We start from the raw sequence: 14,729 nt of genomic DNA, 5'->3' as shown, positions 1-14,729 counted from the left end.
TAAGAATTAACTGCCCCATAAGGAACCGGAGAGGCCGGCCGTCCCGTGGACCCGCGCAGCAGCCCCACCGCGCGCAGTGCCATGCGCTGCGTCCGCTTATTGCTCGGCTGCGCCAGCGCCGCCGAACTGCTCGCCACCGTGCTCGCCGAGGGCCCGGGCTGGATCACCGGCGAGGGCTCGGCGCTCTACCTGCTGGACCCCGGCGGCCTGCTCCGGCTCTCCGCCTCCCACGGCCTGCCCGACTGGGCCCACGAGCGCTACAGCGTGGTCGACCCGGCCAGTGAGCTGCCCGCCGCGATGGCGCTGAAGCTGCGCCGCCCCTATCTGCTGAGCCCCGAGCGCACCAGCGTCGACTACCCCAACCGGAACGCCGGGATGGGCACCGGGATGGTCGCCATCGTCACCCTGCCGATGCTCGTCGACGAGCGGCCGGTCGGGGTGCTCGCCCTGGCGCTCGCCCACCGGGGGATCGTCCCGCGGCGCGACCTCGACGTGCTGGAGACCCTCGCGGACGCCTGCGCGCACCGGCTGGCGTACCTGCTGGAGCACGCCGGAGCGCCGCTCGCCCCGCGCCCCGGAGCCGCCGCGCCGAACGGGGTGCGCCCCGGGCCCGGCCCCTGCGGCGACCCGGCCGCCGGCACCGCCCACCCGCTGCTCTCGCTCGCCGTCCGCGCCTCCGGGCACGGCGCCTTCGAGCGCGACCTGGTCACCGGCGAGACCCACTGGGACGCCCAGGCGCTGCGGCTGGTCGGCCGGCCCGCGCCGCAGGACGGCGGCCCGGCCCCCGCGCCCGACCTCGACCTCGTCGTCCACCCCGAGGACCTGCCGGACGTCCAGGCCGCGCTCGCCGAGGCGCTCGCCACCGGCGGCCCGTACCGGCTCCGCTACCGGGTGCCGCGCCGGGGCGGCGGGGTGGTCCGGATCGAGGAGACCGGCGAGGTGATGCTGGACGTGCACCGCCGGCCGGTCCGGATCTCCGGGCTGATCGCCGACCTCGACCACGGCCGCACCCCCGACGAGCACCCGGTCACCGGCCGCGCCCTCCGGAGGTCCGGGAGAGCCAACGGGAAGGTCGACGGGAAGGTGAACGGGACGGCCGGGGGGAACACCGACGGGACGTCCGCCGCCGGGGCCCGCTCGGCGCTGCTGCTGGCACTCACCCGGACGCTGTCCCGGGCGGTCACCGTCCGGGACGTCACCACGGCGGTGACCGATGTCGCCCGGCCCGCCTTCGGAGCGGCCAGCATCGTGCTGGACCTGGTCGACGAGGGCCGGCTGCTGCCCGTCGCGCACACCGTCTACGGCGGGCCGCGGCGCACCGAGCTGACCCGGCTGGCCGATCTGTCCGAGGGCGTGATGCAGCGCGCGCTGGCCCGGTCGACCCCGCTGTTCAGCGAACCGGCCCGGCGCGGACGGGGGCGCGGACGGCCGCGGGCCGCCGACGCCGGCGGCCCGCTCGCCCCGGCCGCCTGGGCGGTGCTGCCGCTGGTCGCCTCCGGGCGGCAGGTCGGCTCCTGCCTGATCACCTTCGCCACCGAGCGGGTCTTCAGCCGCGAGGACCGCACCCTCTACTCCGCCTTCGCCGGCATCCTGGCGCAGTCCCTGGAACGGGCCCGCCTCTACGACACCCACCACCACCGGGCCACCGAGCTGCAGCGCGCGATGCTGCCGCGCACCCTGCCCCGGCTGCCCGGGATCGCCAGCGCCGCCCGCTACCTGCCGAGCACCGAGGGCATGCAGATCGGCGGCGACTGGTACGACCTGCTGCGGCTGCCGGACGGCCGGATCGGCCTGGTGATCGGCGACGTCCAGGGCCACAACGCCGAGGCCACCGCGGTGATGGGCCAGCTGCGCAGCGGTCTGCGCGCGTACGCCACCGACGGGCACGACCCGGCCGCCACGCTGGCCCGGACCAGCCGGCTGCTCGCCGAGCTGGACACCGAACTGTTCGCCACCTGCCTCTATCTGACCCTCGACCCGGCCGACGGCACGCTGCGGGCCGCCCGCGCCGGGCACCCGGCCCCGGTCCGGGTCACCGAGGACGCCCGGGCGGTGGAGCTGGACCTGCCCGGCGGCCCGCCGCTGGGCGTCGCCCCGGACCGGCCGTACCCGCTGGTGGTGGAGCACCTGCCGCCCGGCGAGACGCTGCTCGTCTACACCGACGGCCTGGTGGAGGACCGCGGGGAGGACTACGACGAGTCGGTGCAGCGGATGCTCGGCGGGCTGGAGCTGTGGGCGCGCAACGCCGGTCCGGTGCGGGTGGAGCCCGGTCCGGCGCTGGAACGACTGGCCGATCTGCTCACCCTGAACGTCACCGAACGGCGTTCGCGTCCGGACGATGTGGCGTTACTGCTGTTGCACCGGTTGTCGGCTGTGCACTAGCGGGGCTGCTGGGACACCGATCGGGAGTCCACGGACCGTCCGATCGGGTCCGAAGCAGGGCGGATTGACGCGGTATTGACAGGATATCGACGAGATCCGGTCACTTGGCGGGATCCGTTCACACCTTCGTAGGATCATCACCCTAGAATTCGCCGCGTGACGATGACTCAGTGGTGCGCAACGGCAACAGGCGTGCTCGCCGTCCTCGCCCTCGTGGCCGCCGCCCGCTACCGCGCGGTCGCCGCCACCCAGCGCCGCCGGGCCGACGAGCAGCAGCACCGGGTCACCGACCTGCGGAACCGGCTCGCCGCCGAACTCTCCCGCCGCAACGCCGAACTGGCCGCCGTCCAGCACGAACAGGAGCTCACCGCCTCCACCCAGCGGGCCTTCCTCAGCGTGGCCCGCCGGATCCTGGTGATGGCGCACGACCAGCAGGCCCTGCTGGACGAGATGGAGCGCACCCACGACGACCCGGCCCTGCTGGAGGGCCTGCTCAAGGCCGACCACGCCGCCGCCCAACAGGCCCGCCTCGCCCAGACGCTGGCCGTGCTCTGCGGCGCCCGGGCCGGCCGGCACTGGCCCGAGCCGGTCTCGCTGGAGGACGTCGTGCGCGGCGCCCAGTCGCGCATCCTGCCCTTCCAGCGGGTGATGATCCGCAGCCGGATCGAGACCGCGGTGGTCGGCGCGGCCGCCGAGGCGCTGATCCACGCGGTGGCCGAACTGCTGGACAACGCCACCCGCTACTCCCCGCCCAGCACCCAGGTGTTCGTCACCCTGATGCCCGTGCACAACGGCGCCGTCATCGAGATCGACGACGGCGGCGTCGGCATGCCCGAGCAGGCCGTCGAGAAGGCCTCCGCCGCCCTGGCCGGCGGCTCCACGGTGGAGATCTCCCGCCTCGGCGAGGTGCCGCAGCTCGGCCTGGCGGCGGTCGGCCGGCTCGCCGAGCAGTACGGGTTCCGGGTCACCCTCAGCTCCGCGCCCTCACCGTACGGCGGGGTGCGGGTGGTGGTGATGCTGCCGAACGCGCTGCTCACCGAACCGCTGCCGCCGACCGTGCCGGGCCTCGGCGTGGGCGACGCGGTGTTCGGCGGCGGCCAGCGCCGCGGCTCCGCGCCGCCGGCCGGGACGGGCCGGGGCCCCGGGTACGGCGCGGCGCCGTCGCGTCCCGGCCAGGGCCCGGGCGTCCCGTACGACCCGGCGCAGTCCTCCGGCTACCCGCCCGCGTACCCGTCTCCCGGGTACCCGTCGCCCGGGGGCCACCCGCCGGCCGACGGCCGCCCGGGCGCGGCCACCCCGCCCGCCACGACCCCGGCGGGTGACCCGGCGGCGGGCGACGCACCGTCGCCCGGCACCACCCCGCCGCCGCTGCCCCGCCGCAGCCACCGGCGCGGCCGCGCCGCCACCCGGCACGCGGCCGACGCCGCCACCCCGCCGCCGGCTCCGCCGTACCGCTCGGCGCAGCAGGCGCAGGCGTTCATGTCGATGTTCCAGGCCGGCACCGCCAGCGGCCGCTCGGCCGCCCGGGCCAACTCCCAGGCCCAGGCGACCTACCAGGCCCGGGCGGCGTACCGGGCCCAGGCCGAGGCCGAGACCCGGCAGCAGGACCGGACGGCCCGCCCCCGCGAGCCGTTCGGCCAGGACCCGTTCGGCCAGGACCAGGGCGGTCTCCACCCCTCGGGCCACTCCCCGGCCCCCGCCCCGCACGACCCTTCCCTTCCCGCTTCCCCCCAGCTTCCCCAGCCCTCCGGAGAGTTCCATGACCACCACCCCTGACCTCGGCTGGCTGCTCGCCGACATCATCAACGTCCCCGAGGTCCAGCACGCCGTCGTGGTGTCCAACGACGGCCTGGAGATCGGGCGCAGCGAGAACATCGTCCGCGAGGACGCCGAGCGGCTCGCCGCCGCCTGCTCCGGCCTGCAGTCGCTGGCCCGCGGCGTCGCCCAGGGCTTCGGCGGTCACCACAGCTCCACCCGGCAGATCATCATCGAGTACGGCGGCGGCTACCTCTTCATCGTCGCCGCCGGCGCCGGCGCCCACCTGGCCGTGGTGACCGGCGAGGCCGTCGACGCCGGCCTGGTCGCCTACCAGATGCAGGTCCTCGTCGAGCGGATCGGCACCCATCTCACCAGCCCGCCGCGCGCCGACCTCGCGGCGGGGGGCCACCGGTGAGCGGCGGCCCGGTCCGCCCCTACGTCATCACCGGCGGCCGCAGCCGCTCCACCCGCCCCGAGCTCGCGCTGGAGAGCCTGGTCAGCGCCTTACCGGAGCGGCCCGAGCTGCCCGAGGACGCGCTGCTCAACCGCGAGCACCAGCGCATCGTCGACCTCTGCCGCAGCCTGCTGTCGATCGCCGAGGTGGCGGCCCACCTGGGGCTGCCGCTCGGCGTCGTCAAGGTGCTGGTCGGCGACCTCTGGGACCTCGGCGCCGTCCAGGTGCTCCCGCCCGTCCCGCAGGCCGAGCGCCTGCCCACCACTCTCCTGGAAGAGGTGCTCGTTGGCCTCCGCCAACTCCGCTGACCCGCTCGCCGGCCCGGTGGCCGCCGCGCCCTCCGGCCCGCCCGCCGAGCCGCAGTACCTGCCGCCGTCCGTCCAGGGCGCGGTGAAGATCCTGGTCACCGGCCCGTTCGGGGTCGGCAAGACCACCCTGGTCGGCTCGCTCAGCGAGATCACCCCGCTGCGCACCGAGGAGACCATGACGGCCGCGAGCGCCGGCGTGGACGACCTCACCGGGCGCACCGGCAAAACCACCACCACGGTGGCGCTGGACTTCGGCCGGATCACGCTCAACCGGCGGCTCGCGCTGTACCTCTTCGGCACCCCGGGCCAGCAGCGGTTCTGGCCGCTCTGGGACGACCTGTCGCGCGGCGCGCTCGGCGCGATCGCCATGGTCGACCTGCGCCGCCCGGACGAGAGCTTCGACGTGCTCGGCCGGCTGGAGGAGCAGCAGATCCCGTTCGCCGTCGCGGTCAACACCTTCCCGGACACGCCGGGTTACCCGGAGGAGGAGATCCGGGCCGCGCTGGACCTGCTGCCCGGGGCGCCGATCCTCTACTGCGACGCCCGGGACCGGCGGGCCTCGTACGACCTGCTGATCGACTTCGTCGACCACCTGCACCGCACCTCCGTCCTGGAGCTGGAGCGATGACCCTTCCCGAGCCCGCCGGCACGGCGGCCGTCCCGCCGCCGGGGTGCCCGGCCCACGCCGGGGCCGGTGCCGCGGACCACCGCGGGACGCTGCCCGGCGGGCTGCCCGTCGGTGTGCCGCTCACCCCGCTGTACGGCGCCGCCGTCGCCGAGGACCCGCACGGCCTGTACGCCCGGCTGCGCGCCCAGTACGGCCCGGTGGCGCCGATCGAGCTGGAGCCCGGCGTCGAGGCCTGGCTCGTCCTCGGCTACCCCGAGCTGCTCGAACTCACCCGCAACGAGGCGCTGTTCTCCAAGGACTCGCGCCGCTGGCGGGTGCCCGCCGAGGGCCGGCTCGCCGCGGACTCGCGGCTCCAGCCGATGACCGCCTGGCGCCCCACCCTGCTCAACCTGGACGGCGCCGAGCACCAGCGGCTGCGCGCCGCCGTGGCCGACACGCTCGCCCAGATCGACCACCGGCAGCTGCGCGGGACCACCGAGACCTCCGCCAACGCGCTGATCGACAGCTGGGGCCCGGACGGCACCGCCGACCTGGTCGCCCAGTACGCCCGTCGGCTGCCGCTGCTGGTCTTCACCCAGCTGCTCGGCCTGCCCCCGGACGCCGGTCCGCACCTCATCCGGCTGATCAGCCACATCGCCGACAGCGGTGCCGAATCGGTACGCGCCAACCAGGAGTTCCAGGCGGTCCTGGTCGACCTGGTGCGGCGCCGCCGGGCCACCCCGAGCGCCGACCTCACCTCCTGGCTGCTGGCCCACCCGGCCGCGCTGACCGACGAGGAGGCGGTGCACCACCTGGTGGTGATGATGGTGGCCGGCAACGAGACCACCATCTGCTGGACCGGCAACACGCTGCGGCTGCTGCTCACCGACCGCCGCTTCCGGGCCACCCTCACCGGCGGCCGGCTGACCGTCGCCGACGCGCTGGAGGAGGTGCTCTGGCGCGACCCGCCGACGCAGAACTTCCCCGGCCGCTGGGCCACCGGGGACACCGTCCTCGGCGGCCAGTACATCAGCAAGGGCGACATGCTGGTGCTCGGCCTGGCCGCGGCCAACGCCGACCCGGCCGCCCAGGGCCCCGGCGCGGTCGGGCACGCCGGGCTCGGCGGCAACCGGGCGCACCTGGCGTGGGGCGCGGGCAAGCACGTCTGCCCGGCCCAGCACCCGGCCCGGATCATCGTCGAGACCGCCGTCGAGACCCTGCTGCACCGGCTGCCGGACCTGCAGCTGGCCGTGCCGGCCCATGAGCTGGCCTGGCGTCCGTCGCCCTGGTCGCGCGCCCTGGTCAGCCTTCCGGTGCTCTACAGCGCCTTCACCCCGCCCCGCCCGCCAGCCCCCGAAAGGCCCTCCGCATGGACACCGCCGCAGCTACCGGAAGACCAGGACCCGACCGTCACGCCGGAGTCGGCGGAGACGCTGTCGGAGCTGTCGGAGCTGTCGGAGGGGACGGAAGCGCTGCCGGCCGTCCCGGGCCCGTCCGGCTCGACGTCCTCGGACGCGACCAGCACGGGGAGAACGCCCGCCTCCGGGAAGCCGGCCCGGCGGTCCTGGTGGAGCTCCCTGGCGGGGTGGTGGTCTGGGCAGTAACCCACCACGACACCCTGCAGGAGCTGCTCGCCGACCCGCGCGTCGGCAAGAACCCGCAGCTGTGGACGACCTTCCGGGAGGGGCGGCTGCCCGAGGGCTGGCCGCTGCTCACCTTCGTCACCGTCCCCGGGATGATCACCGCCGACGGCGAGGACCACCGGCGGCTGCGCGGGCTGGTCACCCAGGCGTTCACGCCGCGCCGGACAGCCGCCCTGCGGCCGGCGATCGAGGCCCGGGCCGTCGCGCTGCTCGACCGGACCGCCGGGCTGGAGGGCGCGTTCGACCTGCGCGAGCACTTCGCCTACCCGCTGCCGATGCAGGTGATCGGCGAGCTGCTCGGCCTGCCGCCCAAGCAGCAGGACGAGCTGCACGAGCTCTCCGACACCCTGGTCTCCAGCTCCGCCACGCCCGAGGCCGCCGTCGCCGCGCAGCGCTCGCTGTTCGCGCTGCTCGCCTCGGTGGTGGCCGCCAAGCGGGCCGAGCCCGGCGACGACCTCACCACCGACCTGATCGCCGCCCGCGAGGACGACGACCGGCTCAGCGAGAGCGAACTGGTCGGCACCCTGCTGCTGATGCTGGTGGCCGGCCACGAGACCACGCTCAACCTCATCACCAACGCGGTCCGCGCCCTGCTCGCCCACCCCGAGCAGCTGCGGCTGGTGCTGGACGGCGCGGTGCCGTGGTCGGCCGTCGTCGAGGAGACGCTGCGCCACGACTCGCCGGTCGGCCAGTTCCCGCTCCGCTACGCGACCGAGGACATCCCGGTCGGCGACGTGGTGATCCGGCGGGGCGAGGCGCTGCTCGCCTCGTACGCGGCCGTCGGGCGCGACGGCGGCCATTTCCCGGACGCGGACCGCTTCGACATCACCCGGCGGCCGAACCGGCACCTGTCCTTCGGGCACGGCCCGCACTTCTGCCTCGGCTCCGGGCTCGCCCGGCTGGAGGCGGAGACGGCGCTGCGGCTGCTGTTCGAGCGCTACCCCGCGCTGGCGCTCGCGGACGGGCCGGCGCCGGAGCCGATCGGGTCGTTCGTCAGCAACAGCGTGCGGACGCTGCGGGTGACGGTCCGGCCCTCGCGGTGACCGGGGGCGGCCCGGGTCGTTGGGGGGTTCATGAAGAAACTCGCCACCCTGGCCGCCCTCACCCTGGCCGGTCTCGCCGCCGCCGCGCCCGCCGCGTCCGCCACCACCTCCGCCGCGACCTCCCCGGACGCGCTCGGCGGCCTCTCCAACGGGCTCAGCCTCTCCCCCACCGACCTCGTCATCCACGAGGCCCGGGAACTGCCGCTGGTCGGCAAGGCCGCCACCGAGATCGAGGCGATCGGCACCGGCCAACTGACCCACCCGGGCCTCAGCGGTCAGATCGGGCACGGCCTGTGACCGGCGTGCGGCGGCCCGCCGCGCTCCTGGTGGCCGCGCTGGCGCTGGCCGCCGCGCCGGCGCCCGCGTTCGCCTCCGCGACGGCGTCCACGCCCTCGTCCTCGCCGCTGTCCGAGGGCGATTTCGGGTCCTCGCCCCTGTCCGGCGGGGACTTCGGCGCGGCCGCGACCTGCCTGCAGGAGGTGGCGGTCGTCCCGGCGCTCGGCAGCCACGCCGCCGGGCCGAGCCACTGTGCGAACGGCAACGTGCTCGACCACACCGTGGGCACGCTCGGCTCGCTCACCCGGTGACGCCGGGCCCCTCGGCGTAGAACCCCTCGGCGTAGAGCCCCTGCAACTCCCCGTAGTCCAGCCCGCCGTCGAGCGCGGTGTACGTTCCCTCCGCGTACACCTCCTCGGCGGCGCGGCGCACCGCCGCGTACGCCGCCCGCGCCAGGCCCGGCCCCAGGCTGACCCGGGCCACGCCCAGCGCCGCCAGCTCCGGCACGGTCGGCGCGCCCGGTCCGGCCAGCACGTTCAGCGGCGCCGGCACGGCCTCGACCAGCGCGGCGATCACCGCCGGATCGGCCACCCCCGGCACGAACACGCCGTCCGCTCCCGCCTCGACGTAGGCCCGCAGCCGGGCCACCGCCTCGTCCAACCGCCCCTCCGGCGCCCCCAGTCGCCGCAGGAAGACATCGGTGCGGCCGTTGACGAACAGCGGCACGCCGGCCGCGTCCGCCGCCGCGCGGGCCGCCGCGATCCGCTCGGCCGCCTCGGCGGCGGGCCGGGCGCCGTCCTCCAGGTTGACGCCCACCGCGCCGGTGGCGAGCAGGGCGGCGACCGTCTCGCCGACCCCGGCGGCGGTGTCGGCGAATCCGCTCTCCAGGTCCGCGGTGACCGGCAGCGGCCCGGCCGCGCGGACCACCAGCGCGGTCTGCGCCAGCACGTCGTCGCGGTCGGCCGCGTCGCCGTCGGCGCTGCCGAGCGTCCAGCTGACGCTCGCGCTCGCGGTGGCGACGGCCGGTGCCCCGGCGGCCGCGACCAGCCGGGCGCCCACCGCGTCCCAGACGTTGGCGAGCACCAGCGGCGCGCCCGGGCGGTGGAGTTCGCGCAGCCGGCGGGCCTTGTCCCGCTGCTCCGTCGATGTCGTCGGCATCGCGCCCGTCCCCCTCACTTCGCGGCCGGGCTGAGCCGGGAGGTGACGCCGATCCGGTTCCAGGCGTTGATGGTGACGATCAGCGCGATCAGCTGCGCCAGCTCGGCCTGCTCGAAGTGGGCGGCGGCCTCGTCGTAGACGGCGTCCGGCACGTGCCCCTGGGTGAGCAGGGTGATCGACTCGGTCAGCGCGAGGGCCGCGCGCTCCTTGGCGGTGAACCAGGAGGTCTCGCGCCAGGCGGGGAGGGAGAGCAGGCGGTGCTGCTGCTCGCCGTGCTTGAGCGCGTCGGTGGAGTGCATGTCGATGCAGAACGAGCAGCCGTTGATCATCGAGGCGTGCACCTTGACCAGCTCCGCGAGCACCGGGTCCACGCCCTGGCGGGAGGCGCGCTCCAGGGCGAACATCGCCTTGTAGTACTCGGGCGCCAGGTCGGGCAGCGAGATCCGCTGGTCCGGGGCGGGCACGGGGGCGCCGGCGGTCGGGCTGGTCCGGGTGCTCGGGGTGGTCCGGGCGGCCGTCTCGTTCGTGGTCGTCATGGCCGCCAGCCTAGGAACGCTGCGGCTCGCTGTCCCGGTACGTTCGGCCATCGGAATCGTGGGCCACTTCGGGCGCGGCCGGGCGGGCTGCGGGCCGAGAGTCTGGCACGGCCGGACGGTCGGACGGAAGGGCGCGGGCCACTCCCGGTTCACGAACGGGCGTGCGAGGATCGCGGGGAGGGCGGTGCGGCCGAGGTCAGGGGGACGGGACGTGTGTACGGCGTTCGTGAGCATCGAGCCGGCGGCGGCGGTGCCGGTGCTGCTGCTGTCGGTGCGGGACGAGTACGCCGGACGGCGGTGGGCGCCGCCCGGGCACCACTGGCCCGGGCAGCCGTCGGCCGTCGGCGGGCTGGACCTGGTCGCGGGCGGGACGTGGCTCGCGGTGGAACCGGGTGGTGCGGGGGCTCCGGGGCCGGTCGCCGCGTGTCTGCTGAACGGTTTCGGCACCCTGGCGCCGGAGGAGGGCCGGCTCTCGCGCGGTGAGCTGCCGCTGCTCGCCGTCCGGGGCGGCCGGATCGACGAGCTGGACCTCGACCGGTACGACCCGTTCCACCTGGTGGTCGTCGGGCCGGCCGGCGCCCAGGTGCTGAGCTGGGGCGGGAGCGGCGGCCGGCTCACCGGACTGGAGCTGCCGACCGGCCTGAGCGTCATCCTCAACGACGGCCCGGAGGGGCTGGCCGAGAGCCGCACCACCTCCGAGCGGATCCGCGCCCTGATGGCCGCCCGCGCGGCCCACTTCCGCACCCGCTTCGCCGCCGAGCCCCGCCCGCGGCCGCGGCCGGGCACCGCGACCGCCGAGGAGGCGTGGGGCGGCTGGCTGCCGATCGTCACCGGCGACGGGCTGGCGTTCGACGACACCGCCGCGCTGGTCCAGCGGCGCGAGTTCGGCGACGGGCGGCTCTGGGGCTCGTCCTCGATCTCGCTGCTGGCCTTCGGCGACGGCGGTGTCCGCTACGACTTCGCCGCCGTCCCCGTGGAACCGGGCGGCGGCGAGGGCTGGCGGCGGGTGGAGCTGTAGGCGCGGCCGCGCGGGCCCCGAAAACCGGTGGGCCGGGCCGGCCGGGTCTGCCACGATCACCGGATGGGCGTACTGGACGGTGTGGCGGCCCGGGTCGCGGGCGGGGCCACGGTGGAGTTCCGGCCCAGCGGTTCGTCGATGGTCCCGCTGATCGCGGCCGGCAGTCGGTGATCGTCGCACCGGTGGATCCGACGAAGCCGGCGCTCGGGGACATGTCCCCCGGGCCGGCGCGTCGGCGAAGACCCTCGCCGCCGGCTGACCCGTTTGCCCACTGCCGATCCGTCAGATAGGAAGTCGGCATGCTTCGAGGGGAAAAGATCGGGCTGCGGGCCCGGCGCGAGGAAGACATCCCGGTCCTGCTGGCCGAGCTCTACGACGACGTGGTCAACTCCGCGCGCTCCGAGGGCCGACCGTGGCAGCCGATCACGCCCGGCTCGAAGGACCCGCGGCTGGTGGGTGACAACACGCAGCCGGCCCATGTGTCCTTCTCCGTGGTGGAGCTGGAGGGCGGCACGCTGGTCGGCACGGCGACGCTGTGGGGCATCGACACCCACAACCGGACGGCGCACGTCGGCCTCGGCCTGCTGCCGTCCACCCGCGGCAAGGGCTACGGGACCGATGCGGTGGCGGCGCTCTGCCACTACGGCTTCGCGGTCCGCGGCATGCAACGGCTCCAGATCGAGACGCTCGCCGACAACACCCCGATGCTGCGCGCCGCCGAGCACAACGGCTTCGTCCGCGAGGGCGTGCTGCGCTCCTCGGCCTGGGTCCTGGGCGAGTTCATGGACCAGGTCCTGCTCGGCCTCCTCGCCGAGGAGTGGAAGGCGACGAGGAAGGCCTGAAGGCTGAGGGCGAGCATCCAGGAGGGATCGCGCATGGACCAGTTGTCCGTGCCCTCCCGGCGGCACGCCGTCGGCCTCGTCCAGACCGAGGTACGAAGGCGGGCGGGACAGCGTCAGGGCGGCCGGAGCAGGAAGTCGGACCGGCCGACTTCCTGCGCAACGGGACGGGTCGACGAGTGGACTCCCCTGGCCGTCGGCGACGGGTGCGTCTCGACCACGCGGATCCCTCGGCACCATCGCGGCGCGGGAAGTCGGACCGGCCCGACACCTGTGCTGCCGGCGGGGCCGCCCGAACGGTCACTTGCGCCAGAAGAGGTGGTGCGTCACCCCGCTCGGGCTCGGCACGACGTCCAGGTGGAAGCGGTCCCGCAGCTCGTCCGGGGACTTCCACAGCTTCAGGCCGGAGCCGAGCTTCAGCGGGGAGACGGCCACGTGCAGGGCGTCCACCAGATCGGCGTCGAGGAACTCCCGGATGGTGGTCACCCCGCCGCCCAGCCGGACGTCCTTGCCCCCGGCGGCCTCCTTCGCCTGCTCCAGCACCGTGGCCGGGTCGCCCTCGACGAAGTGGAACGTGGTGTCGGAGAGGGTGATCGACGGCCGCCGGTGGTGGGTCAGGACGAACACCGGGGTGCGGAACGGCGGCCGCTCCCCCCACCAGCCCTGCCACTCGTGGTCCTGCCAGGGCCCGCGCTGCGGGCCGAACTTGTTGCGGCCCATGATCTCGGCGCCGATGTTCCGGGCGTAGTCGCGGGTCAGGTAGTCGTCCAGGCCCCGGCTGCCCCCGGGGTCGGTCCGCATCGGCCAGCTCGCCGTGGCGCCGGCCCAGGAGAACAGCCGCTCGGGCCCGTCGAGGCCGAACGGCCGCTCCAGGCTCTGGTCCTCCCCTGCGGCGATGCCGTCGGCCGAGACATTGAAGTTCTGGACCCTCAGGAGTTGGGTCATGCGTTCCTCCGGTGCGTGGCGCCGGCCTCCAGCCGGCGGGCGTGTTCGGTGAGGTGGCGGCGTTCCGGGGCGCTGGTGGCGCGGCGGGCGGCCTCCCGGTAGACGTCCGGCGCCGCCGGGTCGTCGAGGAGTTCCAGGAAGTGGGCCCGGGTGGCGTGGAGCCGGTGGTGGCGGGCGAACCGCTTGTCCGCCTCCAGCGGCGCCAGGGCCGCCAGCCCGGCCTCCGGGCCCTCGACCATCGCCAGCGCCACCGCCCGGTTGAGGGCGATGAAGGGGTTCTCGCCGAACCGCGCCAGCAGGTCGTAGAGGGCCAGGATCTGCGCCCAGTCCGTCGACTTGGCGTCCGGCGCCTCGTCGTGGACCGCCGCGATCGCCGCCTGGAGCTGGTACGGACCGACCTGGCCGCGCGGGAGGGTGCGGCTGATCAGCTCGACGCCCTCCTCGATCAGCGAGGAGCTCCACAGCGAGCGGTCCTGCTCGGCCAGCGTCACCAGCTCCCCGCCCGGCCCCGTGCGGGCCGGGCGGCGGGCGTCGGTGAGCAGCATGAGGGCGAGCAGTCCGGCGGTCTCGGCGTCCTCCGGGACGAGCCGGAGCAGCAGCCGGGTCAGCCGGATCGCCTCGCCGGACAGCTCCGGCGCGGTGAGGTCGTCGCCGTTGCTCGCCGTGTAGCCCTCGTTGAAGATCAGATAGAGCACCTGGCGGACGTCGGCGAGCCGTTCCGAGAGCCGCCGGGCGGGCAGCCCCGCGGTCCGGACGGTCTGCTTCGCCCGGCTGATCCGCTGCGCCATCGTCGACTCCGGCACCAGGAACGCCGCCGCGATCTGCGCCGTCGTCAGACCGCCAACGGCCCGCAGGGTGAGCGCGATCCGGCTGGGCGCCGACAGGTCCGGGTGGCAGCAGAGGAACAGCAGGTCCAGGGAGTCGTCCCGGCCGGCGGTGGACGCCGCGTCCGGCGGCGGGCCGAGCAGCGCCGACTGCGGCGTGGCGAGGGCCAGCGTGTCCTCGCGGCGCCGGCGGGCCGCCTCGCTGCGCACGGCGTCGGCCAGCCGCCGGCCGGCGACCGTCACCAGCCAGCCGCGCGGGTTCTCCGGCACCCCCTCGGCCGGCCACTGCGTGGCGGCGGCCAGCAGCGCCTCCTGCACCGCGTCCTCGCAGGCGTCGAACTGGCCGCGCCCGTACCGGCGCACCAACGCCCCGAGAGCCTGCGGCGCGAGATCGCGCAGCAGACCCTCAAGACCGCCCTGTTCCCGGGTCGGGCCGCCGCTCACACGTCCGCCGAGGGGGCCGGGGACTCGTGCAGGATCGGCCACAGCTCCACCGGCTCGATGTCCGCGAACGGCATGTCGGCGGCGATCTCCTGGGCGCGCTCCAGGCTCTCGCAGTCCAGCAGGTAGAAGCTGGCCATGTACTCCTTGGTCTCCAGGTACGGCCCGTCGGTGACCGCCGGGAGACCGTCCGCGCGCCGCACCAGCTGGGCGGCGGCCGCGTCGGCGAGGCCGTAGGCGCCGAACAGCTCGCCGCTCTCGCGGTACTTGGTGTTGAACGCCTCCTGCCTGGCGATCGCGGCCGGCCACTCCTCGGCCGGGAACGCGTCCCACTTGGCCTGGTTGCCGTAGATCATCGCGACGTACTTCATCTCGGGTGTCCTCCCGTCCCACGCACCCCTCGCGGCGCGTTCTCACCCCTTGGTCGGAGCCGGGCCCGGGGCCTCGACATCCGCCGGGAAGATTTTCCGACATCTTTCCGCACGGGCCGGGAGGGC

Annotated in this window: 16 protein-coding genes; 11 read left to right on the top strand and 5 right to left on the bottom strand. The window is 75.4% G+C overall.

All coding sequences use genetic code 11. The features are described 5' to 3' along the window. The first annotated feature begins 45 nt into the window (after positions 1-45). The 9 genes from ABTX81_RS20845 to ABTX81_RS20805 all read left to right on the top strand — a co-directional run bounded on the left by ABTX81_RS20845 (position 46) and on the right by ABTX81_RS20805 (position 8,782). Complete coding sequence (locus ABTX81_RS20845) at positions 46-2,382, top strand: SpoIIE family protein phosphatase (RefSeq protein WP_350547800.1); 2,337 nt, start codon at positions 46-48, stop codon at positions 2,380-2,382. 162 nt (positions 2,383-2,544) lie between these two features. Next, on the top strand, positions 2,545-4,158 hold the full coding sequence (locus tag ABTX81_RS20840) for an ATP-binding protein (RefSeq protein WP_350547859.1): 1,614 nt from the start codon (positions 2,545-2,547) through the stop codon (positions 4,156-4,158). Next, positions 4,142-4,555, top strand: coding sequence for a roadblock/LC7 domain-containing protein (locus ABTX81_RS20835; RefSeq protein ID WP_350547798.1), 414 nt, complete (start codon positions 4,142-4,144; stop codon positions 4,553-4,555). The genes ABTX81_RS20840 and ABTX81_RS20835 overlap by 17 nt, the downstream gene beginning before the upstream one ends. After that, positions 4,552-4,902: a DUF742 domain-containing protein gene (locus ABTX81_RS20830; RefSeq protein WP_350547796.1), complete on the top strand. Its 351-nt coding sequence runs from the start codon at positions 4,552-4,554 to the stop codon at positions 4,900-4,902. Before ABTX81_RS20835 ends, ABTX81_RS20830 begins: the two co-directional genes overlap by 4 nt. A 16-nt stretch (positions 4,903-4,918) precedes the next feature. Continuing rightward, positions 4,919-5,530: a GTP-binding protein gene (locus ABTX81_RS20825; protein ID WP_350547858.1), complete on the top strand. Its 612-nt coding sequence runs from the start codon at positions 4,919-4,921 to the stop codon at positions 5,528-5,530. After that, the gene (locus ABTX81_RS20820) at positions 5,527-7,113 is read left to right on the top strand and encodes a cytochrome P450 (protein ID WP_350547794.1); all 1,587 of its coding nucleotides are present in this window, start codon (positions 5,527-5,529) and stop codon (positions 7,111-7,113) included. The genes ABTX81_RS20825 and ABTX81_RS20820 overlap by 4 nt, the downstream gene beginning before the upstream one ends. After that, positions 7,077-8,195, top strand: coding sequence for a cytochrome P450 family protein (locus ABTX81_RS20815; protein ID WP_350547792.1), 1,119 nt, complete (start codon positions 7,077-7,079; stop codon positions 8,193-8,195). Before ABTX81_RS20820 ends, ABTX81_RS20815 begins: the two co-directional genes overlap by 37 nt. A 30-nt stretch (positions 8,196-8,225) precedes the next feature. Continuing rightward, positions 8,226-8,492, top strand: a complete 267-nt coding sequence (locus tag ABTX81_RS20810; protein ID WP_350547791.1) for a hypothetical protein — start codon at positions 8,226-8,228, stop codon at positions 8,490-8,492. Beyond that, complete coding sequence (locus tag ABTX81_RS20805; RefSeq protein WP_350547789.1) at positions 8,489-8,782, top strand: hypothetical protein; 294 nt, start codon at positions 8,489-8,491, stop codon at positions 8,780-8,782. Before ABTX81_RS20810 ends, ABTX81_RS20805 begins: the two co-directional genes overlap by 4 nt. Here ABTX81_RS20805 and ABTX81_RS20800 read toward each other — a convergent pair. Further along, positions 8,772-9,629 (bottom strand): isocitrate lyase/PEP mutase family protein, encoded by an 858-nt coding sequence (locus tag ABTX81_RS20800; protein WP_350547787.1) that lies wholly within the window; start codon positions 9,627-9,629, stop codon positions 8,772-8,774. The two genes, ABTX81_RS20805 and ABTX81_RS20800, sit on opposite strands and share 11 nt — an antisense overlap. Before the next feature lie 14 nt (positions 9,630-9,643). Continuing rightward, positions 9,644-10,165 carry a carboxymuconolactone decarboxylase family protein gene (locus ABTX81_RS20795; protein WP_350547785.1) on the bottom strand — a complete coding sequence of 174 codons (522 nt, stop codon included), beginning with the start codon at positions 10,163-10,165 and terminating at the stop codon, positions 9,644-9,646. Positions 10,166-10,391: 226 nt separating this feature from the next. Between ABTX81_RS20795 and ABTX81_RS20790 the strand changes: the two genes are divergently transcribed. Continuing rightward, positions 10,392-11,183, top strand: a complete 792-nt coding sequence (locus ABTX81_RS20790; protein ID WP_350547783.1) for an NRDE family protein — start codon at positions 10,392-10,394, stop codon at positions 11,181-11,183. 299 nt (positions 11,184-11,482) lie between these two features. Further along, positions 11,483-12,025, top strand: coding sequence for a GNAT family N-acetyltransferase (locus ABTX81_RS20785; protein WP_350547781.1), 543 nt, complete (start codon positions 11,483-11,485; stop codon positions 12,023-12,025). 297 nt (positions 12,026-12,322) lie between these two features. Here the strand turns inward: ABTX81_RS20785 and ABTX81_RS20780 are convergent, their stop codons facing one another. The 3 genes from ABTX81_RS20780 to ABTX81_RS20770 are packed head-to-tail and all read right to left on the bottom strand — an operon-like array spanning position 12,323 to position 14,603. Beyond that, the gene (locus ABTX81_RS20780) at positions 12,323-12,967 is read right to left on the bottom strand and encodes a dihydrofolate reductase family protein (RefSeq protein ID WP_350547779.1); all 645 of its coding nucleotides are present in this window, start codon (positions 12,965-12,967) and stop codon (positions 12,323-12,325) included. Further along, on the bottom strand, positions 12,964-14,235 hold the full coding sequence (locus tag ABTX81_RS20775) for an RNA polymerase sigma factor (protein WP_350547777.1): 1,272 nt from the start codon (positions 14,233-14,235) through the stop codon (positions 12,964-12,966). The genes ABTX81_RS20780 and ABTX81_RS20775 overlap by 4 nt, the downstream gene beginning before the upstream one ends. Continuing rightward, positions 14,232-14,603 (bottom strand): YciI family protein, encoded by a 372-nt coding sequence (locus tag ABTX81_RS20770; protein ID WP_350547775.1) that lies wholly within the window; start codon positions 14,601-14,603, stop codon positions 14,232-14,234. The genes ABTX81_RS20775 and ABTX81_RS20770 overlap by 4 nt, the downstream gene beginning before the upstream one ends. Between the last annotated feature and the right edge of the window lie 126 nt (positions 14,604-14,729).

The sequence above is a fragment of the Kitasatospora sp. NPDC097605 genome (assembly GCF_040302725.1).
Taxonomy (GTDB): Bacteria; Actinomycetota; Actinomycetes; order Streptomycetales; family Streptomycetaceae; genus Kitasatospora.
Note: the sequence above shows the minus strand (reverse complement) of the source record. Positions and strands in the feature narration are given on the sequence as shown.

What these genes read in the sequence shown, in the direction of transcription:
- ABTX81_RS20800 (WP_350547787.1), bottom strand. Translation starts at nt 9,629, where the DNA reads ATGCCGACGACATCGACGGAGCAGCGGGACAAGGCCCGCCGGCTGCGC.
- ABTX81_RS20810 (WP_350547791.1), top strand. Translation starts at nt 8,226, where the DNA reads ATGAAGAAACTCGCCACCCTGGCCGCCCTCACCCTGGCCGGTCTCGCC.
- ABTX81_RS20835 (WP_350547798.1), top strand. Translation starts at nt 4,142, where the DNA reads ATGACCACCACCCCTGACCTCGGCTGGCTGCTCGCCGACATCATCAAC.
- ABTX81_RS20820 (WP_350547794.1), top strand. Translation starts at nt 5,527, where the DNA reads ATGACCCTTCCCGAGCCCGCCGGCACGGCGGCCGTCCCGCCGCCGGGG.
- ABTX81_RS20840 (WP_350547859.1), top strand. Translation starts at nt 2,545, where the DNA reads ATGACTCAGTGGTGCGCAACGGCAACAGGCGTGCTCGCCGTCCTCGCC.
- ABTX81_RS20780 (WP_350547779.1), bottom strand. Translation starts at nt 12,967, where the DNA reads ATGACCCAACTCCTGAGGGTCCAGAACTTCAATGTCTCGGCCGACGGC.
- ABTX81_RS20770 (WP_350547775.1), bottom strand. Translation starts at nt 14,603, where the DNA reads ATGAAGTACGTCGCGATGATCTACGGCAACCAGGCCAAGTGGGACGCG.
- ABTX81_RS20785 (WP_350547781.1), top strand. Translation starts at nt 11,483, where the DNA reads ATGCTTCGAGGGGAAAAGATCGGGCTGCGGGCCCGGCGCGAGGAAGAC.
- ABTX81_RS20795 (WP_350547785.1), bottom strand. Translation starts at nt 10,165, where the DNA reads ATGACGACCACGAACGAGACGGCCGCCCGGACCACCCCGAGCACCCGG.